This is a genomic window from Massilia alkalitolerans DSM 17462 (assembly GCF_000427785.1).
Lineage (GTDB): Bacteria > Pseudomonadota > Gammaproteobacteria > Burkholderiales > Burkholderiaceae_D > Telluria > Telluria alkalitolerans.
This window is the reverse complement of sequence record NZ_ATYR01000028.1, coordinates 1-19,352: the sequence shown is the minus strand read 5'-3', so window position 1 is coordinate 19,352 and position 19,352 is coordinate 1. Positions and strand designations below refer to the sequence as shown.

15 protein-coding genes are annotated in these 19,352 nt (G+C 65.6%); 6 read left to right on the top strand and 9 right to left on the bottom strand.

Annotated features, from left to right (window positions below):
- Positions 1–21 precede the first annotated feature (21 nt).
- The 8 genes from YWC_RS0121730 to metE all read right to left on the bottom strand — a co-directional run bounded on the left by YWC_RS0121730 (position 22) and on the right by metE (position 10,410).
- Positions 22–621, bottom strand: coding sequence for a glutathione S-transferase family protein (locus tag YWC_RS0121730; protein ID WP_027867287.1), 600 nt, complete (start codon positions 619–621; stop codon positions 22–24).
- 16 nt (positions 622–637) lie between these two features.
- Entirely contained in the window at positions 638–2,011 is a 1,374-nt protein-coding gene (locus tag YWC_RS30265; protein ID WP_036215390.1) for a sensor histidine kinase, read from the bottom strand.
- A complete protein-coding gene (locus YWC_RS0121720) occupies positions 2,008–3,339 on the bottom strand; it encodes a sigma-54-dependent transcriptional regulator (RefSeq protein ID WP_027867286.1) in 1,332 nt (443 codons plus the stop codon). Before YWC_RS0121720 ends, YWC_RS30265 begins: the two co-directional genes overlap by 4 nt.
- Positions 3,340–3,369: 30 nt before the next feature.
- Positions 3,370–4,602 carry an ABC transporter permease gene (locus YWC_RS0121715; RefSeq protein ID WP_027867285.1) on the bottom strand — a complete coding sequence of 411 codons (1,233 nt, stop codon included), beginning with the start codon at positions 4,600–4,602 and terminating at the stop codon, positions 3,370–3,372.
- 24 nt (positions 4,603–4,626) lie between these two features.
- Positions 4,627–5,937 carry an ABC transporter permease gene (locus tag YWC_RS0121710; RefSeq protein ID WP_027867284.1) on the bottom strand — a complete coding sequence of 437 codons (1,311 nt, stop codon included), beginning with the start codon at positions 5,935–5,937 and terminating at the stop codon, positions 4,627–4,629.
- A gap of 13 nt (positions 5,938–5,950) precedes the next feature.
- Positions 5,951–6,661, bottom strand: coding sequence for an ABC transporter ATP-binding protein (locus tag YWC_RS0121705; protein ID WP_027867283.1), 711 nt, complete (start codon positions 6,659–6,661; stop codon positions 5,951–5,953).
- A gap of 29 nt (positions 6,662–6,690) precedes the next feature.
- Positions 6,691–7,959: an efflux RND transporter periplasmic adaptor subunit gene (locus YWC_RS0121700; RefSeq protein WP_027867282.1), complete on the bottom strand. Its 1,269-nt coding sequence runs from the start codon at positions 7,957–7,959 to the stop codon at positions 6,691–6,693.
- A gap of 165 nt (positions 7,960–8,124) precedes the next feature.
- A complete protein-coding gene (gene metE, locus YWC_RS0121695; protein WP_027867281.1) occupies positions 8,125–10,410 on the bottom strand; it encodes a 5-methyltetrahydropteroyltriglutamate--homocysteine S-methyltransferase in 2,286 nt (761 codons plus the stop codon).
- Between the two features lie 99 nt (positions 10,411–10,509).
- On the opposite strand from metE, the gene YWC_RS0121690 reads away from it, so the two are divergent.
- Complete coding sequence (locus YWC_RS0121690; RefSeq protein WP_027867280.1) at positions 10,510–11,394, top strand: LysR family transcriptional regulator; 885 nt, start codon at positions 10,510–10,512, stop codon at positions 11,392–11,394.
- 56 nt (positions 11,395–11,450) lie between these two features.
- Positions 11,451–13,034, top strand: a complete 1,584-nt coding sequence (locus YWC_RS30260) for a MutS-related protein (protein ID WP_051306641.1) — start codon at positions 11,451–11,453, stop codon at positions 13,032–13,034.
- On the opposite strand, the gene YWC_RS0121680 is transcribed toward YWC_RS30260, so the two are convergent.
- Positions 13,021–14,799, bottom strand: a complete 1,779-nt coding sequence (locus YWC_RS0121680; protein WP_027867279.1) for a phosphoethanolamine transferase — start codon at positions 14,797–14,799, stop codon at positions 13,021–13,023. The genes YWC_RS30260 and YWC_RS0121680 overlap by 14 nt on opposite strands.
- 363 nt (positions 14,800–15,162) lie before the next feature.
- Here YWC_RS0121680 and rpsL point away from each other — a divergent pair, with 363 nt between their 5' ends.
- The 4 genes from rpsL to tuf all read left to right on the top strand — a co-directional run.
- Positions 15,163–15,549 carry a 30S ribosomal protein S12 gene (gene rpsL, locus YWC_RS0121675; protein WP_027867278.1) on the top strand — a complete coding sequence of 129 codons (387 nt, stop codon included), beginning with the start codon at positions 15,163–15,165 and terminating at the stop codon, positions 15,547–15,549.
- Between the two features lie 148 nt (positions 15,550–15,697).
- Positions 15,698–16,168 carry a 30S ribosomal protein S7 gene (gene rpsG / locus YWC_RS0121670; RefSeq protein ID WP_027867277.1) on the top strand — a complete coding sequence of 157 codons (471 nt, stop codon included), beginning with the start codon at positions 15,698–15,700 and terminating at the stop codon, positions 16,166–16,168.
- A 117-nt stretch (positions 16,169–16,285) separates the two neighbouring features.
- A complete protein-coding gene (gene fusA, locus YWC_RS0121665) occupies positions 16,286–18,391 on the top strand; it encodes an elongation factor G (protein ID WP_027867276.1) in 2,106 nt (701 codons plus the stop codon).
- A gap of 84 nt (positions 18,392–18,475) precedes the next feature.
- The coding region (gene tuf, locus YWC_RS0121660; protein ID WP_027867275.1) for an elongation factor Tu at positions 18,476–19,352 on the top strand (877 nt) is incomplete at its 3' end.

Genomic DNA, 19,352 nt, shown 5'->3' with positions numbered 1-19,352 from the left:
AGCCGATCTTACCAGAGCGCTTCAGGCAATGCCGTTACGCCCGAACTCGCGGAAACCCGGCCGTTCGCTCAGGCGCTCGACATAGGCCGCCACGTGGCGCAAGTCCGGCTTGTCCATGGGCGTCATCATCCAGCGGTTCACCGACAGTCCCAGCACGACGTCGGCCAGCGTGAAGGCGCTGCCCGCGACATAGGCGCCGGTGGCGCGCAGCTGGGCATCGAGGATGCCGATGTGGCGGTTCCAGGCGGCGATACTGGCCTCGACCTGCGCCGGGTCCTGGAAGGCCGGGTGCCTGCGCACCAGCGCCATGAAGGCAGGGCGCCAGGCCGTATTCAGGTCGGTGGCCTGCCAGTCCATCCATTGCTCGACGCGGGCACGGTCGCGCGCGCCTGGAGGGAGCAGTGCGCCGGCGCCATATCGATTGCAGAGGTAGCGGCAGATCGTGTTCGATTCCCACAGCACGAAACCCTCGTCCACCAGCACCGGCACCAGCCGGTTCGGGTTGAACACGGCGTGTCCCTCGTGCCAATCCTCGCGCTCGAAGGGCTGCCCGAGCTCGCGGCAGGTCCACAGCACCTTGCGCACGTTGATCGACGTGTCCTTGCCGATGATCTTCAGCATGTGCATCCTTTCATGCTCATGGGGTGTGGGGGCCCGACAGGGCCGGCAGCGCCGGCAGGATGAGAGTGACGGCCAGGCCGCCGCCCTCGCGGTTCGAGAGCGAGATGCGGCCGCCGTGGGCCTCGGCGATCTCGCGCGCCAGCGCCAGCCCGAGGCCGGTGCCGCTGCGCTTGGTGGAATAGAAGGGGACCAGGGCGTTGGTCAGCACCGCGTCGCTCATGCCGGTGCCGCGGTCCAGCACGTCGATGCGCAGGGCGCCCTGCACGCGGCGCACCTGCAGCGCGACGTCGTCGGGCTTCGACCCGGATTCGTGGGCGTTCTTGAGCAGGTTCAGCAGGGCCTGCTCCATCTGCGGGGCGTCGATCCAGGCCGGCTCCTGCGGCAAGTCGCCGAGCAGGCGGAACGGCACCTGGTCGGCCAGCCCGTCGATGAACACGTCCCAGGGGCGAGCTTCGAGACGCGGCGTGGGCAGCTTGGCGAAGCGCGCATAGCCCAGGATGAAGGTCTCGAGGTGGCGGGTGCGCTCGCCGATGGTCTGCAGGATCTGGGGCAGGCGCTCGGTCTGGCCGCGCCGCACCAGCTCCGCGCCCGAGTGCGCGAGCGAGGCCAGCGGCGCTAGCGAATTGTTCAGTTCATGGCTGATCACGCGGATCACCTTCTTCCAGGTCTGCACTTCCTGGCGCCGCAGCTCGGTGGTGAGGTGGCGCAGCAGCAGCAGTTCGTGGCGCCGGCCGTTCAGGGTGAAGCTGCTGCGCGCCAGGTGGTAGACCTCTTCTTCCTCGGATTCGCCGGCGGTGAACAGGCCGTCGCCGCCGCGCGCCAGCGCCTCTTTCAGGGCAGGGGCCGCGGTCTCGAGCACGGCGCCCAGTCCGTGCCCTTCGAGCTTGCGGCCCTCGGACAGCAGCTGGCGCGCGGCCAGGTTGGCGTAGACGATGGTGCCGGCCGAGGTGCCCGTATCCGTGGCGAAGTCCGTCACCAGGAGCATGGCCACCGGGGTGTTCTGGACCATGGTGTCGAGCAGCAGCTCGCGCTGCACCAGGCCGAGGCGCTGTTCGCGCAGCACCTGGCCCAGGTCATTGTGGGCGGCGATCAGGTCGGCCAGCTCGTCGTTCTGCGGCCAGTGCAGGCTGAAGGAAAAGTCGCCGTCGCGGTAGCTCGCCACCGTGCCCTCGAGGGCGCGGAACAGCGACAGGATCGGCTGGATCTGGGTGCGGATGGTGATGATGGCAATCGGGACGATCGCCACCAGGCAGGTGAAGAAGACCAGCGCGGGATGCTCGGGGAAGAGGTGGTCCAGCCCGAGCGCGATCAGCATGCCGAGGGCCAGCAGGGTGCCGACCAGCGCCGACCAGCGCGTGACCAGCGAGAGCCGGAACCCTGTGCGCTTCATGCCGGCCTGGCGATGCCGAGCCGCTCCATGCGCCGGTACAGTGCCTGGCGCGACAGGCCCAGTTCGTTTGAAGCCTGCGCCACCACGCCGCCGGCGCGCGCCAGCGCCTGCACGATGGCGTCGCGGTCCGGCTCGGTGTCCGGCGTGGACGCCACCGCCACCGGCAGGCCGAGATCGGCGGCTTTGATGACCTCACCTTGCGCCAGCAGGCTGGCGCGCGCCATCACGTTCTTCAGCTCGCGCACGTTGCCGGGCCAGGTGTGGGCCTGCAGGGCGCTTTCCGCGGACGGGTGCAGGGTCTTCCCGCGCAGGAAGGACAGTGCCAGCGGCAGGATGTCGCCCGGGCGCGCGGCGAGCGGCGGCAGGCGCAGCTCGATCACGTTCAGGCGGTAGAACAGGTCTTCGCGGAAGGTCCCGGCGCGGATCATGGCGCCCAGATCGGCATTGGTGGCGCTGATCACGCGCACCTTCACCTGGCGCTCGCGGTTGGAGCCGAGTCGCTCGAAGCGCCCCGTCTCCAGCACGCGCAGCAGTTTCATCTGGCCGGCCAGCGGCAGGTTGCCGATCTCGTCCAGGAACAGAGTGCCGCCGTCGGCCGCCTCGAACTTGCCTTCCCTGGCCTTGGAAGCGCCGGTATAGGCGCCGGCGTCGGCCCCGAACAGCTCGGCCTCGATCAGTTCCGAGGGCAGGGCGCCGCAGTTCAGCACCACGAAGGGGCCGTCGGCCACCTGCGAGTTGGCCTGGATGATCTCGGCGATGCGTTCCTTGCCGGTGCCGTTCGGGCCCGTGATGAGCACCGGCACGTCGGCGCGCGCCACCTGGCAGGCCAGGGTGAGCACGCGCTCGGTGGCCGGGTCCTGCCAGACCAGGCCACGCAGGTCGAAGTTCTGTTCCAGCTCGCGCTTGGCCTTGCGCTCGCGCTGCAGGCGCTGGTTCAGGGCGCGGTTGGCCTGGCCCAGCTCGATCAGGTTGGTCACCGTGGTAAGCAGGCGCTCGTCGTTCCAGGGCTTGGACAGGTAGTCGGCGGCGCCGGCCTTGATCAGCTCCACCGCGGCATCGAGGTGGGTCCAGGCGGTCAGCAGGATCACCGGCAGGTCCGGGTGGCGCTTGCGGATTTCGCGGAACAGCGCCACGCCTTCCTCGCCGGACGTGGTGTCGGCCGTGAAGTTCATGTCCTGGATGACCAGGTCCACGTGCTCGCGCCCGAGGATGTCCAGCCCTTCCTCGGGCGAGGCCGCGCGCAGGGCGGCGATGTCGTGGAGGGAGAACAGGACCTCGAGCGCGATGGCGACCGCGGCGTTGTCGTCGATGATCAGTACAGTGGGCATGAGGGCAAGTTTAGCACTGGTTGTTTGCCATCAGGCACTGCGGGTGGCGGTCGCCGGCGAAATGCTGGCCGCGCGCCACGCCGGACCGTAGGCCGCCAGGATGCCCAGCGCCCAGAACACGACCGCGCCGCCGATCAGGTACTCGGCCGGGAGGCGCGCCATCTCCAGCCTGGTCACCAGCAGGTGGTTCAGGCCCAGGCCCAGCAGCACGCCGCCGAACACGCCGGCGCTGGTGATCATGACGTTCTCGGTGATGAAGTAGCGCAGGATGTCGATCTTGCGCGCCCCCAGGGCGCGGCGCACGCCGATCTGCTTGCGCCGCTGGGTGACCCACAGGCTGGCCATGCCGACGATGCCCGAGCAGGTAATCAGGAGCAGCAGCACGCTGACGGTGATCAGCATCCACGACAGGGCGACGTCGCCGCGGTAGCGCTTCTGGCGGTCGTCCGTGACCGTCTTGGCTTCCAGGATCATCGGCGTCGCCGACGACTTGCGCAGCGCTTCTTCCGCTTCCTTCATGACGCGGTCGCGCTGGCCCGCTTCGGCGCGGACGGCATACAGGGCGCCGGGGTTGCCGTACAGGCGAGCCGGGGTGATCGCGGACCATTCGCCGCGTTCGCCGACGTCGCCATGGGCCGACTGCAGCCGTTCGACCACGCCGACCACCTGCGTGCCCTGGGCGTCCTCGCCGGTGCCGAAGTACAAGGTCTTGCCGATCGCGGAAGCGCCCGGCCACAGCTTGTCCGCCAGCGCTTTCGAGATGATCAGCTGCTTGGGCAGGTCGCGGTTTTCGTTTTCGTTGATGTCCACCATTTCATGCGGCAGGAAGTCGCGGCCTTCGACGATCTTCAGGCCGAAGGTCTTGACCAGCGAGTCGCCCGAGATGTAGATCGAGGTAATCGCGCTTTCCCGCGACTGGCGGCGATCCAGCGCCACGCTGTTCGAGCTGCCGCTGCCGGAGATCGGCATCTGCGACACGTTCGCCACCGACACCACGCCCGGCACCGCGCGCAACACATCGGCTTCGCGTTTCATGGTGGCGAGCATCTGCTCGGGACCGTCGCTGTTCAGGTTGCGCACGTTGAAGTAGAAGGTCGCGGCTTCATCTAGCAGGCCGCTCGGGCGCGCCGCGACTTCACGGCGCTCGTTGACGACATGCAGGGCGTTGGCCAGGATCGCCAGGCTCAGCGCGACCTGCAGCGCGACCAGGATCGGACCGGTCTTGTTGCGCATCAGCGCGGACAGGATGGGCTTGATTTCCATGATGGTCTCTCTCGTTTCTCGTTCTTATTGCGATTTCAGCTGGATGGCCGGGGTCACCTGGCAGGCGCGCCAGGTGGGCAGCAGGCCGGCGACGATGGCGGCGGTGACGGACATGAGGAAGGTCAGCATCAGCATCTGCCAGTCCATGCGGGCGACCGCCGCCATGCCCTTGCTCTGCATGCCGATCAGGGCCAGCGCGCCGAAGGACAGCACCAGGCCGAGCACACCGCCAACCAGGCCGACCACGCCGGTCTCGATCAGGAACTGCTGGAACACGTCGCGGCGCGAAGCCCCGAGTGCGCGGCGCACGCCGATCTCGGATGCGCGCACCGAGAACTTTGCCAGCAGCAGGCCGACGGTGTTGACCAGGCACAGGATCAGGAAGCCGAAGGCCAGCCAGGCCGACAGCTTGCTGTCGTTGCCGACGACCTTCATGTGCTCCATCCATTCCATCACGTCGTACAGCTTGTTCGGCGCATTGCGCTTCAGGCGGCCCAGCTTGCGCTGCTCGCTCGCATAGTTGTCGATCCAGGTCTGCAGTTCGGCGCGGTCGCTGCTGCTGCTGGTCTCGAACCAGGCCTGGATCCAGGTGCACTCCGAGGTCAGGAGGTTGGCGAAGCCCGGGTCGCGGTTGGCGCTGCAGTTCATGCTGCCGTTGTGGCCCATTTCGTGGCGCAGCGCGGTCGAGAACGGGATGAAGAATTCTTCCGAGTTGCCGAAGCGGCTGCCGCCGATCAGCCGGTAGTAGCGCGGCAGCGGATTCCAGTTGTCTAACACGCCGACCACCGTGTACGGGAAGCCGCCGACCCTGATCTGCTTGCCGACCGGACTGGCCTCGCCGAACAGCTTCTCGGCGGTCGCGCGGCCCAGCACCACCACGTCGGCGCCACGCGCATCGTCGCCTTCGGTCCAGGCCTGGCCGTGCAGGAAGGGCACATCGAACATCGCGAAGAAGTCGCGGGTCGGGGCCAGGCCGGAGGCGGTGAAGGCCGGGATGTCGGTGCGCGGCGGTTCGATCGGCTGGTAGACGCCGTACATGGCGGTGCGGCGCTCGCCCTGGCCACTCTTGATGAAATTGGCGGCGTCGATGTAGCCCAGCTGGTTGTCGTTGGGACCGTCGCTCGGCGCCCAGCCCTCGACCGGGCCGTTGTCCACGTGCGGGACGAACAGCCGGTCGCTCTTCGCGGGGATCGGGTCGCCCGACATCATGTGCAGGATGGTGAGCGTGGACACGCTGGCGGCCACGCCGATGGCCAGGGTCAGCACCATCAGGGCGGTCAGGGCGGGGTTGCGGCGCAGGCTGCGCACGCCCAGCTTGAAGTAGTAGGAGAACATGGTCTGGTCGTCCTTATGCAGTCACGGCGGACTTGTCGACCAGGGTCGGGCCCTTGCGCACCAGGTCCGAGACCTGGCCGTCGATGATGTGCACGTTACGGTGGGTGCGCACCGCCAACTCCGGATCGTGGGTCACCATCAGGATGGTGGTGCCGGCCGCGTTGATCTCTTCCAGCAGTTCCATCACGCCGCGCGCCATCTGCGTGTCCAGGTTACCGGTCGGTTCGTCGGCCAGCAGCAACTTGGGCGAACCGGCCAGCGCGCGCGCGATCGCCACGCGCTGCTGCTGGCCGCCGGACAGCTCGGCCGGGAAGTGCTTCATGCGCGAGGCCAGGCCGACCTTGGCCAGGGCATCCTCGATGCGCTCCTTGCGCTCGGTCTTGTTGAAGCCGCGGTAGCGCAGCGGCACGTCGACGTTGTCGAACAGGTTCAGGTCGGGGATCAGGTTGAAGCCCTGGAAGATGAAGCCCAGCTTCTCGTTGCGCAGGCGCGAGCGGGCGCTGTCGTCCAGGCCCTTCACGTTGACGCCGTCGAGGATGTATTCGCCCGAGGTGAATTCTTCCAGCAGGCCGGCGATATTCAGGAAGCTGGTCTTGCCCGAACCGGAGGGGCCGGTCACGGTGACGAATTCGCCCTGCTTGACTTCGATCTCGAAACCGCGCAGCGCGTGGGTCTCGATCATGTGGGTGCGGTACACCTTGCTCAGGTTGGTCATGCGCAGCATGGGATTCTCCTAGTTTGTGTTGGTCTTGTTCAGCGGTTGATCGAGACGCGGGCGGCGTTGTTGAAGGTATCGGTGCCGGCGACGACGACCTTGTCGCCGGGCTTCAGGCCCGACAGGATCTCGACGGCGGAAATGCTGGTGGCGCCCAATTGGATCGGGGTGCGCACGGCGATCCCGTCCCGCACCACATAGGCATGGCGTCCGCCTTCGCTCTCCACGAAGGGTCCGCGCGGCAGCATCAGCACGTTGGGTTTTTCCTCGATCAGCAATCTGGCGGTCACGCGCTGGCTCTGGCGCAGGCCTTTCGGCTGCTCGCCGTCGAAGCGCACGCGCGCCAGCACCTGGTTTTTCACCACTTCCGGCGACAGCGCGGACAGCTTGCCGGTGGCCTTGCCCGACGGCAGGGTGATCTCGGCGTTCATGCCCAGGCCGATGTCGGCCACATAGGTTTCCGGCACCTCGACCTCGACTTCGAGCTTCGACAGGTCGACCAGGGTCATCAGGGGCGAGTTGGCGGCCACCACCATGCGGTTCTGGACGTTGAGGGTGCCGATGAAGCCGTCCACCGGCGCGCGCACGGTCAGCTCGTCGACGCGGCGCTGGGCATTGGCCAGCGACAGGCGCTGGCGTTCCAGTTCGTTGATCTTGGTCTTCAGGGCCAGCTGGACGTCGTCGCCTTCCAGGGCCGCGGCCTGGGAGGCGTGGTTGGCGCGGATCTCGGCAGAATTCAGGGCATCCTTGGCCTTCTGGTAGTCGATCTTGGCGATGATGCCGACCTGGGCCACGCTCTCGTAGCGCTCCAGGGTGCGCTGGGCCGACAGGCGATCGATCTCGGCGGTGTCGGCTTCGCGCTTGGCCAGCAGCTTCTGCTTGCGCGCCAGGATCTGCTGGCGCGCCACCTCGGCCTTGAGCTGCTCGTAGCTCGAGGTCTCGCGCTTGAGTTCATCGGTCAGGTCCGGGGACTCCAGCACCGCCAGCACGTCGCCCTTCCTGACGGTGTCGCCGGCCGCGACCTTCAGGTTGACGGTGGATGGGGCGGTCGAATACAGGGTGGGGCTGACGGCGGCCACGATGCGGCCATTCACCGACGCGTCGCGCACCAGGGTGCCGCGGGTGACTTCGGCGATGCGCAGGCGGGCTTCGCTGACGGAGTGTTCGCTGCTGGTCCAGGCGCCCAGCACGGCGACGCTGACGGCAAGGAGGGCACAAGCGCCGCCCACCCACAGCGCACGGCGCTTGAGCTTGTGGACCGGGGCCGGGGTAAGGACAGCGTCTTGTTCTGATGTATCGCGGATCATGGCATCTCGGGTGACAACGTTGGATGGCGTTGTCAATGCACGATCCGTGCCAGTCAGGCAAGTGCTTGATTTTGCAGGACATGTTACTGCCGCGTCCGGTGTCCGGAGTGTCCGTCATTACGCCGGGCGGACAGCGTTCGGACACAGGCCGTCGCGCGCCGGACGCTATGCCGCCGCGCGCAGGGTCCTGGCGGCGGCCACCATGTTTTCCAGCGCCGGCAGCACTTCGTCCCAGCTGCGCGTCTTGAGGCCGCAGTCGGGATTGATCCACAGCCGTCCGGCCGGAATCCGGGTGGCCGCCCGGCGCATCAGCTCAATGATCTGCTCCTGGCTGGGGACGTTCGGCGAGTGGATGTCGTACACACCCGGACCGATCGCGTTCGGGTAGCGGAAGCCGTCGAAGGCGTCGAGCAGCTCCATGTTCGAACGCGAGGTCTCGATGGTGATCACGTCGGCGTCCATGTCCGCGATGGCCGCGATGATGTCGTTGAACTCCGAGTAGCACATGTGGGTGTGGATCTGGGTGACGTCGTGCACGCCGTTGGCGGCGATGCGAAACGCGTCGACCGCCCAGGCGAGGTAGGCGTCCCGGCCGGCGCGGCGCAACGGCAGGCCTTCGCGTAGCGCGGCCTCGTCGATCTGGATGATGCGCACGCCGGCGCGCTCCAGGTCGAGCACCTCGTCGCGCACCGCCAGCGCCAGCTGGCGGCAGGTCTCGGCGCGCGGCTGGTCGTCGCGCACGAAGGACCAGTTCAACATCGTCACCGGACCGGTCAGCATGCCCTTCATCGGCTTGCCGGTCAGCGACTGGGCGTAGCGGGTCCATTCCACCGTCATCGGCCGTGGCCGGCGCACGTCGCCATACAGGATCGGCGGCTTGACGCAGCGCGAGCCGTAGGACTGCACCCAACCGTTGGCGCTGAAGGCGAAGCCGTCGAGCTGTTCGCCGAAATACTCGACCATGTCGTTGCGCTCGGCTTCGCCATGCACCAGCACATCCAGGCCCAGCGCTTCCTGCGCACGCACGCAGCGCGCGATCTCGGCCTGCATCGCCGCGCGGTACTGCGCTTCGTCCAGCTCGCCGCGCTTGCGCTGCAGGCGCGCCTGGCGGATGTCCGGCGTCTGCGGGAAGGAACCGATGGTGGTGGTTGGATAGCAGGGCAGGGGCAGCACGGCGGCCTGGGCTGCGCTGCGTTGCGCATGGGGACTGGCGCGCCGGCCTGCTTGCGGCGCAAGCGCGGCCAGCGCCGCGGCGACCCGAGGATCATGGACGCGTGCCGAGGCGCGGCGGCGGTCGATGGCGGCGGCGTTGGCGATCAGCGCCTCCTGCACCTGCACGCGGCCGTGGTCGAGCGCACGCGCCAGCAGCTGCAGTTCGTCCAGCTTCTGCACCGCGAAGGCCAGCCACGACCTGACTTCGGCGTCCGGGCCGGCTCCATCCTCGCCCGCCAGGTCGACCGGCACGTGCAGCAGGGAGCAGGATGGCGCGATCCACAGGCGTTCGCCCAGCCGGCGATGCACCGGTTCCAGCCAGGCCAGGGTCGCATGCAGGTCAGTCTTCCAGACGTTGCGCCCGTCGACCACGCCCAGCGACAGCACCTGCTGCGGAGCCAGCAGCGCGATCGCGGCATCGACCTCTCCGCGCCCGTGCACGGCGTCCAGGTGCAGGCCGTCCACCGGCAGGCCGCAGGCCAGCGGGAGATTGTCTTCCAGGGCGCCGAAATAGGTGGCCAGCAGCAGTTTCGGGCCATGGCCGCGCAGTGCGGCATAGGCATCCTCGTAGGCCTGGCGCCAGCGCGCATCGAGGTCGGTGACGAGCGCGGGCTCGTCCACCTGCACCCATTCGGCGCCTTCGCCGGCCAGCCAGTCGAGCAGTTCGGCATACACCGGCAGCAGGGCAGGCAGCAGGGCCAGCCGGTCGGCGCCATCGCTGGACTTGCCGAGCCAGAGGTAGGTGAGCGGACCGATGATCACGGGCTTGGCGCGCACCCCGGCTTCGCGCGCTTCCTGCAGCTGTTCGCGCAAGCGGACGGTGTCGAGGGTGAAGCGGGTAGCGGCCGTGAACTCGGGCACGATGTAGTGGTAGTTGGTGTCGAACCACTTGGTCATTTCGCCGGCATGCACGCAGCCACAGGCCGCGTCCGCCGCGCCCGCCCGGCCACGCGCGACGCGAAAGTACTGGTCCAGCAGATCGCCGCCGTGTGCACGCGCCCGCGCCGGGACGTTCCCGAGCGTGAAGCTCATGTCCAGCACCTGGTCGTACAGCGAGAAATCGCCCAGTGGAGCGAAATCGAGGGCGGCCTGGCAGGCCCAGTGGCGGGCACGCAGCTGCGCCCCTTCCGCCTGCAGGTCGGCGGCGCTGCTGTCGCCGCGCCAGTAGCGCTCCAGCGCGAATTTCAGTTCGCGCCGGGCGCCGATGCGGGGAAAGCCGAGGTTGTGGGTAATGGTCATGGTGTCGTCCCTGTCGAATGGATGAGTACATCATAGACATGACAATTCATGAATAAAATTGATATGATTTCATATATCAAGTAATTTCATTCATAGATCATGATCGAACGCATACACCTGGCCATCCTGCGCGAGGTCGCACGCCGCGGTTCCCTGACAGCTGCCGCCGAGACCCTGTTCCTGACTCAATCGGCGCTGAGCCACGCGATCCGCAAGCTGGAAGGGCAGCTCGGCGTCGACGTCTGGACCCGTGACGGCCGCAGCCTGCGCCTGACCCAGGCCGGCGCCTACCTGCTCGACATGGCGAACCGCCTGCTGCCCCAACTGGAGCACGCCGAGCGCCTGATGGCGCAGTACGCACAGGGCCAGCGTGGCACCCTGCGCATCGGCATGGAGTGCGCGCCCTGCTACCAGTGGCTGTTGAAGGTGGTGGCGCCGTACCTGGCGCAATGGCCGGACGTCGACGTCGACGTCAGGCAGCGTTTCCAGTTCGGCGGCCTGCAGGCGCTGGAGGGCTGGGAAATCGACCTGCTCGTGACGCCCGATCCGCTGCACAAGCCCGGCCTGCGCTTCGTCCCGGTGTTCGACTACGAGCAGGTGCTGGTGGTCGCCAATGACCATCGGCTGGCAGGCAAGCCCTGGGCCGAACCCTGCGACCTGAGCGACGAAGTATTGATCACCTATCCGGTTGACATCGACCGCCTCGACATCTACAACTACTTCCTGCTGCCGGCCGGCTGCGCGCCGCGCCAGCGCAAGACCATCGAGACCACCGACATCCTGCTGCAGATGGTCGCCGGCGGCCGCGGCGTGGCGGCACTGCCGCGCTGGCTGGTAGCGGAATACGCGCAAAAGCTGCCGGTGACGCCGGTGCGGCTCGGCCCGAACGGCATCCCGAAGCAGATCTTCCTCGGCATCCGCGAGGAAGATGCCGGGGCCGACTACCTGGACGCCTTCGTCCGGCTGGCGGCGGCGATCGGGTGACAATGCTTGAGAATCCGGGGCCGGCGAGCTGCTAGCATTGTCCGATGAGCCAAACCATGTTGCATCGGCTGCTGCAGCCCATCCTCGGCCTGTTCGGTTCCGCCGCGAACGCCGAACCGCCGTCGCCATACTTCACCCCTGACGAGATCGGCCGCCTGTACCGCGCGCAAGGCGATCACCGCAGCGCGCTCGACGACCAGACCTGGCACGACCTGCTGCTCGAATCCTGGGAAGAGCGGCTAACGCAGGACACCAGCATCTTCGGGCGCCAGCTGCTGCACCGCCGCCTGCGCGCCGGCCTGCAGGACGCCGACTGCGCGGCCCTGACGGGGCGCCTGCGCGGCCTGCTCGACGATCCGGCGCGGCTCGATGCGTTGACCAAGGCCCTGCGGCCGCTGCGGTTTGCGGAAACCGAGGTCGCCGGCCTGCTGTTCGAAGGACCTGGCGACGACATGCCGCAGCCACCCTGGTGGAGCCGCCTGCTCTGGACGCTGCCGCTGGTCCTGCTACTATCGCTTGGCTTGCTGGCTACCCAGCCGCTGGGCTGGATGGCGACGCTGGCCGCGGTGGCGCCGCTGATGGCGCTGCAGATCAGCTACCACCGCCGCCTCGAGCTGTGGAAGAACACGCTGGACAGCCTGAACGCGCTGCTGGCCGGCAGCCACACGCTGGCGCAACTCGGCGGCCCCCTGCTGGACCCTTTCGTCGAGGAGCGCGCCGCGGCGGCACGCCTGCACGGGCGCATCGGGCGCCCGCTGCTGCTGCGCATGATCCCGGGCGGCGAGGCATACATGAACTGGTTCGCCGCCTATAACGTGCGCCGCTACTGGAAGACCATCCGCACCGTGTACGGGGCGCGCGATTTCCTGCGCGCCTGCTACCTGCGCAGCGCCGAGCTCGAGGCCGACGTCGCGCTGGCCCGCCACCTGCGCCGCCAGGAGCACTGGTGCTGGGCCGAACGCAGCGCCGCGCGCACGCTGGACCTGCAGGGCGGCGTGCACCCGCTGATGGAGATGCCGGTCCCGCTGTCCGTCGGCCTGGACGGGCAGGGCGCCTTCATCACGGGGCAGAATGCCTCGGGAAAAAGCACCTTCCTGCGCATGGTGGGCCTGAACCTGGTGGCGGCGCGCGCCTTCGGCTTCTGCTACGCGCAGGCAGCGCGCCTGCCGGCCGTGCCGGTGCGCGCCAGCATGCAGAACGAGGATTCGCTGCTGGGTGGCGAGAGTCTCTATATGTCGGAGCTGCGCCGGGCGCGCGAACTGCTGGACGCGAGCGGGGAGGCGGCCGGCATCTGCCTGGTCGACGAGGTCTTCCGCGGCACCAACCACCTGGAATCGGTGTCGGCGGCAGCCGCGGTGCTGGAAAGCCTGTGCGAGCGCGACCTGGTGCTGGTGTCTTCGCACAATCTGGTGCTGGCGCGCATCCTCGACGGCAGGCTGAAACCTTTCCGCATCGATACCGCCAGTGGCCGGCCGGTCCTGTTGCCGGGCGTGCTGCGCAACCCGAACGGCATCGCGCTGCTGGCCACGCAGGGTTTCGGGGAGCGGATCGAAGGCCGGGCCGGCGAGGTGGCGCGCTGGCTCAGCACGCACCTGGCCGAGTCCGAGGACAAGCAGCCGCCCGCCCTCAGTTGCGCTTGAGCGGCTTGCCGTTCGCAATCACCTCGCGGCAGTCGCCGCGCATGGTGGCGTCGTCGTAGTCGGTCCAGCCGTAGCTGTCGACGTAGCGCTTATGGCGCTTGAGGGCCGGATTGACGAAGCTCCGTTCCAGGCTTTCGCCGGGGTAGCGGATGTCGGCCATGTCGAGCACCGTGTGGAACATGTTCTCGGTCGAGAGCCTGGCCTTGCGGTGGCGGCGCAGCTGCTCGACCTTGCCGGGGAAGCGCTCGGCGTAGCTGCCCGAATACCAGACGAAGGCCGGCACGTGGAATTCGTACTGGGTGTTATGGCCGTGGAAGGCGATCTTGCACGACTTGTCGTACAGGGTCTGTCCATGGTCGGCCACGTACAGCAGCGAGGCGGGCAGGCCGGTTTCCTTCAGCACCCCGATCACGTTCGACAGGAACCAGTCGGTATACAAAATGGCGCTATCGTAGCTGTTGTTCATCTGCGGCTCGATGCGCGGATTGGTGTAGTCGGGCTTCTCGATCGACTTCAGCGAGGGCTGCCAGCGGTCGAACTCCTGCGGGTAGCGGTGCGCGTAGTTCCAGTGGCTACCCAGTGTGTGCAGCACCACCAGCACCTTCTGCGCCGGGTCGTCGATGGCGCGCCGCAAGGGCTCGAGCAGTACCGCGTCGTGGTTGGATGCGTCGGACACGCTGCCCAGGTTCAGGAACTGGACGTCGTCCGCTTCTTTCGCGAACACCGACACTGGCGTGTCGAACTTGCCGAACGAGACCTGGTTGGAGATCCAGAAGGTCTTGAAGCCGGCCTCCTTGAAGGCCGACAGGAAGGATTTTTCGGAGAAGCCATCCTTCAGGCTCTGCATCGCAGGTTTACGCGAAATGATCACCGGGATCGACAGGCGGGTAGCCGATACCGGCGTGACCACATCCTTCAGCATGACCAGGTTCTCTTCCTGCGCCAGCAAGGGATTGGTCTCGCGTGCATAGCCGTTCAGGCTCCAGCGGTCGTAGCGCGAGGATTCGCCCAGCACCACGACAAGTAGCTGCGGCCCGTGCTCGCTGCCCGCCTGCCTGGCATGAAAGCGGAAGGCGGCGCTGCGCCGGTTCAGTTCCGCCAGGTAGACCCGCTCTTTATAGAAGTCGAGGCCGCGCGCGCTCAGGCCAAAGGGCCAGGATTGGGCGAACAGCGCCAGGTCGACCGGCGGCCTGGTCCAGGCGGGCAGTGGCGGCCAGCTTCCCGCGGTAGCGGCAGCGTGCTTCCCGTCGGCCTGGGCGAAGCCGGATTTCTGCCCGTAGGCCAGCACCGCGGCGCCGGCGCCCAGCACTGCCAGCACGATCCAGCGCGAGCGGTCGTTCCAGTCCAGGTCGCGGGTACGCCAGGCTGCCGCCCAGGTCGAGCCGAACCACAGCAGCACGCCGGTGATCACCGCGCCCAGCAGCCAGGCTTTCCCGCCCAGGAACTCGAGTGCCTCGCTGGGACTGGTCTCGGCGATGATGCCCAGGTGATGGGTCGAAATCCCCTGTCCATAATGGATAAGAAGGTAGAGCTCGGTCGGCAGGGCCAGGAAGGCCGGCAGCAGGGCCCAGTGGAACCAGGCCGGGCGCTTGCACAGGGCCCAGGCCGCGATCCAGGCGAACACGCCGGCGCCCAGCAACTGCCACGGGTCGCTGCCGCCTTGCGCGCCTGGCAGGTCCAGCAGCTTCGCCGCAAAAGGCATGCTCGACAGCAGGGCGTAGCTCAGCAGCAGGTACAGGTTGGCGGGACGAAGCAGGCGGGACATCGGGCAGGAAGAGGGCGAAATCGGCTATTATCCTGTCTTTATAGCTGGAAATACACTATCTTTGCCGCAAGTTTGAAAGCCGCTTTGTAGCAGGCTTGCCACATCCATCACGGTAAACCCCAGGTTTGCCCCGCAGCCGGTTCGGCCGGCCGCCATAGCGGTTGACCCACTTGCATATCGGGTCTATACTCGCGAGTTCTCGATTTATTCTGCACATGGTATACGCATTCGCAGCCGCTCCTTCGGTGAGTGGCTTTCGTCGCCTCTGCTGTGAGCACGAATCCGGGACTAGGTTTCAGTCCCCGGACAAGCGCAACAAGGGTCCGGGTCATCAACGTAGTAATTTTGTTGGATTTTTGAACGATGCCAACCATCAATCAACTGATTCGCAAGCCGCGTGAAGCCGCGGTTGTGAAGAGCAAGTCCCCGGCACTGGAAAACTGCCCGCAGAAGCGCGGTGTTTGCACCCGTGTCTACACCACGACCCCGAAGAAGCCGAACTCGGCACTGCGTAAGGTCGCTAAAGTTCGCCTGACCAACGGTTTCGAAGTCATTTCGTACATCGGCGGTGAAGGCCACAACCTGCAAGAGCACAGCGTCGTCCTGATCCGTGGCGGCCGTGTGAAAGACTTGCCGGGTGTGCGTTACCACATGGTCCGCGGCGCGCTGGATACCCAGGGCGTGAAAGACCGTAAGCAGGCTCGCTCGAAGTACGGTGCGAAGCGCGCCAAGGCCGGCGCCAAGAAGTAATTCTTCGCGTAATCCTGCGGACCCTGTCACGTACAGGTCACATTAAAAAGTTAAGTTGAGCCGGCCGGAAGGCCGAGTAAGTGAAAGATCATGAGGGTCTTTCGCGAGTGCGGATCCCGCACTCAACTGAAGATAGGAAGGAATTGAAATGCCACGTCGTCGTGAAGTACCCAAGCGCGAAATCCTGCCGGATCCAAAATTCGGCAACACCGATGTCGCCAAGTTCGTCAACGTTCTGATGCTGTCCGGTAAGAAATCGGTCGCTGAAAACATCATCTATGGTGCGTTCGAGCACATCCAGCAAAAATCGGGCAAGGACCCGCTGGAAGTGTTCACGACCGCGATCAACAACTGCAAGCCGATGGTCGAGGTGAAATCCCGCCGTGTCGGCGGCGCCAACTACCAGGTGCCAGTGGAAGTTCGTCCGGTTCGTCGTATGGCGCTGTCCATGCGTTGGTTGCGCGAAGCCGCAAACAAGCGCAGCGAAAAATCCATGCCGCAACGCCTGGGTGGTGAACTGATGGAAGCGGCTGAAATGCGCGGTGGCGCAATGAAGCGCCGTGACGAAGTGCACCGCATGGCAGAAGCGAACAAGGCGTTCTCGCACTTCCGCTTCTAAGCACACGGCCAAACCCTTCAGGGGGCGCGGCCAACGCAGTATTCGTTGTTCAGGCCGGGCACATTTTGACTCCAAGATGCCGCCCGGTTTTGTCCATTCAAAGATTTAGGAAAAATTATGGCACGCAAGACCCCCATTGAGCGCTACCGCAATATCGGTATTTCCGCTCACATCGATGCTGGTAAGACCACCACCACCGAACGCGTCCTGTTCTACACGGGCGTGAACCACAAGCTGGGCGAAGTGCACGACGGCGCCGCCACCATGGACTGGATGGAGCAGGAGCAGGAACGCGGCATTACCATTACCTCGGCAGCGACGACCTGCTACTGGAGCGGTATGGCCAAGAACTTCCAGCCTCACCACATCAACATCATCGACACCCCGGGCCACGTTGACTTCACCATTGAAGTCGAGCGTTCGATGCGCGTGCTCGACGGCGCTTGCATGGTTTACTGTGCAGTCGGTGGCGTGCAGCCACAGTCGGAAACCGTGTGGCGTCAGGCTAACAAGTACAAAGTCCCACGTCTGGCATTCGTCAACAAGATGGACCGTACCGGTGCGAACTTCTTCAAAGTGTACGAGCAGATGCGCGCACGCCTGAAGGCGAACCCAATCCCGGTCGTGATCCCAATCGGCGCGGAAGACAACTTCCAAGGCGTAGTCGATCTGGTCAAGATGAAAGCAATCATCTGGGACGAGGCTTCGCAAGGCATGAAATTCGAATACGCCGACATCCCGGAGCACCTGGTTGAGCTGGCGAACGAATGGCGTGAAAAACTGGTCGAGACCGCTGCTGAAGCGAACGAAGACCTGATGAACAAGTACCTGGAAGAAGGCGATCTGTCGGAAGAAGAGATCAAGACCGCCCTGCGCCAGCGCACCATCGCATCGGAAATCGTGCCGATGTTGTGCGGTACCGCGTTCAAGAACAAGGGCGTGCAAGCCATGCTCGACGCCGTGATCGAATACCTGCCATCGCCAGTCGACATTCCGCCAGTGGCAGGTACCGATGAAGACGACCAGCCGGTCACCCGTAAGGCTGACGATAACGAGAAGTTCTCGGCACTGGCGTTCAAGATCATGACCGACCCGTTCGTCGGCCAGCTGATCTTCTTCCGCGTCTACTCGGGCATGATCAATTCGGGCGACACCGTCTACAACCCGGTCAAGGGCAAGAAGGAACGCCTGGGTCGTATCCTGCAGATGCACGCCAACCAGCGCGAAGAAATCAAGGAAGTCCGCGCCGGCGACATCGCCGCTGCAGTCGGCCTGAAAGAAGCGACCACCGGCGAAACCCTGTGCGATCCTTCGGCCATCATCACCCTGGAAAAGATGGTCTTCCCTGAGCCGGTCATTCAGCAGGCTGTCGAGCCGAAGACCAAGGCCGACCAGGAAAAGATGGGCCTGGCCCTGAACCGCCTGGCACAGGAAGATCCGTCGTTCCGCGTGCGTACCGACGAAGAATCGGGCCAGACCATCATCGGTGGTATGGGCGAGCTGCACCTGGAGATTATCGTTGACCGCATGAAGCGCGAATTCGGCGTGGAAGCAACCGTCGGCAAGCCGCAGGTTGCCTACCGCGAAACCATCCGCAAGGCGGTCACCGACGTCGAAGGCAAGTTCGTCAAGCAGTCGGGCGGCCGCGGCCAGTACGGTCACGCAGTCCTGACCATCGAGCCGCAAGAGCCGGGCAAGGGCTTCGAATTCGTCGACGCCATCAAGGGTGGTGTCATTCCTCGCGAATACATCCCGGCAGTCGAGAAGGGTGTGCGCGAGACCCTGACCAGCGGCGTGCTGGCTGGCTACCCGGTCGTTGACGTCAAAGTCACCGTGACCTTCGGTTCGTACCACGACGTCGACTCGAACGAGAACGCGTTCCGTATGGCCGGTTCGATGGCATTCAAGGACGGCTGCCGCAAGGCATCGCCGGTCATCCTCGAGCCGATGATGGCCGTGGAAGTGGAAACGCCGGAAGACTACGCCGGTTCCGTGATGGGCGACCTGTCGTCCCGCCGCGGCATGGTGCAGGGCATGGACGAAATCCCGGGCGGCGGCGGCAAGATCATCAAGGCCGAAGTCCCGCTGTCGGAAATGTTCGGTTACTCGACCTCGCTGCGTTCGGCGACCCAGGGCCGTGCGACCTACACGATGGAGTTCAAGCACTACTCGGAAGCTCCGAAGCACGTGATCGACGCGATCGTGACTGCAAAGTCCAAGTAATAAAAAACCGGGGGCGGGTTCCACGAGAACCTGTCCCCAACAAGCTAAAAATAAATATTCGTTTCTTTTAAAGGAAGATAGGAAATGGCAAAAGGTAAATTCGAACGGACCAAGCCGCACGTCAACGTCGGCACCATCGGTCACGTTGACCACGGTAAAACCACCCTGACGGCTGCAATCGCAACCGTTCTGTCGAAGAAGTTCGGCGGCGAAGCCAAGGCCTACGACCAGATCGACGCGGCTCCGGAAGAGAAAGCACGCGGCATCACCATCAACACCGCGCACGTCGAGTACGAAACCGCAAACCGTCACTACGCCCACGTTGACTGCCCAGGCCACGCCGACTACATCAAGAACATGATTACCGGTGCAGCGCAGATGGACGGCGCGATCCTGGTGTGCTCGGCCGCTGACGGCCCGATGCCGCAGACCCGCGAGCACATCCTGCTGGCGCGTCAGGTTGGCGTTCCGTACATCATCGTGTTCCTGAACAAGTGCGACCTGGTCGACGACGCAGAACTGCTGGAACTGGTCGAAATGGAAGTGCGCGAGCTCCTGTCGAAGTACGAGTTCCCGGGCGACGACCTGCCAATCATCAAGGGTTCGGCTCGTATGGCCCTGGAAGGCGCTGCTGGTCCGCTGGGCGAAGACGCGATCGTCGCACTGGCTGAAGCTCTGGACACCTACATCCCGACCCCGGAACGTGCCGTTGACGGCGCCTTCCTGATGCCGGTGGAAGACGTGTTCTCGATCTCGGGTCGCGGCACCGTGGTGACCGGTCGTGTCGAGCGCGGCATCATCAAGGTCGGCGAAGAGATCGAAATCGTCGGTATCATCGACACCGTGAAGACCACCTGCACCGGCGTGGAAATGTTCCGCAAGCTGCTGGACCAGGGTCAAGCTGGCGACAACGTCGGCCTGCTGCTGCGCGGCACCAAGCGTGAAGACGTCCAGCGTGGCC

Coding starts and splice junctions, on each gene's coding strand:
- YWC_RS0121730 (WP_027867287.1), bottom strand. CDS start 621: ATGCTGAAGATCATCGGCAAGGACACGTCGATCAACGTGCGCAAGGTG.
- YWC_RS30265 (WP_036215390.1), bottom strand. CDS start 2,011: ATGAAGCGCACAGGGTTCCGGCTCTCGCTGGTCACGCGCTGGTCGGCG.
- YWC_RS0121720 (WP_027867286.1), bottom strand. CDS start 3,339: ATGCCCACTGTACTGATCATCGACGACAACGCCGCGGTCGCCATCGCG.
- YWC_RS0121715 (WP_027867285.1), bottom strand. CDS start 4,602: ATGGAAATCAAGCCCATCCTGTCCGCGCTGATGCGCAACAAGACCGGT.
- YWC_RS0121710 (WP_027867284.1), bottom strand. CDS start 5,937: ATGTTCTCCTACTACTTCAAGCTGGGCGTGCGCAGCCTGCGCCGCAAC.
- YWC_RS0121705 (WP_027867283.1), bottom strand. CDS start 6,661: ATGCTGCGCATGACCAACCTGAGCAAGGTGTACCGCACCCACATGATC.
- YWC_RS0121700 (WP_027867282.1), bottom strand. CDS start 7,959: ATGATCCGCGATACATCAGAACAAGACGCTGTCCTTACCCCGGCCCCG.
- metE (WP_027867281.1), bottom strand. CDS start 10,410: ATGACCATTACCCACAACCTCGGCTTTCCCCGCATCGGCGCCCGGCGC.
- YWC_RS0121690 (WP_027867280.1), top strand. CDS start 10,510: ATGATCGAACGCATACACCTGGCCATCCTGCGCGAGGTCGCACGCCGC.
- YWC_RS30260 (WP_051306641.1), top strand. CDS start 11,451: ATGTTGCATCGGCTGCTGCAGCCCATCCTCGGCCTGTTCGGTTCCGCC.
- YWC_RS0121680 (WP_027867279.1), bottom strand. CDS start 14,799: ATGTCCCGCCTGCTTCGTCCCGCCAACCTGTACCTGCTGCTGAGCTAC.
- rpsL (WP_027867278.1), top strand. CDS start 15,163: ATGCCAACCATCAATCAACTGATTCGCAAGCCGCGTGAAGCCGCGGTT.
- rpsG (WP_027867277.1), top strand. CDS start 15,698: ATGCCACGTCGTCGTGAAGTACCCAAGCGCGAAATCCTGCCGGATCCA.
- fusA (WP_027867276.1), top strand. CDS start 16,286: ATGGCACGCAAGACCCCCATTGAGCGCTACCGCAATATCGGTATTTCC.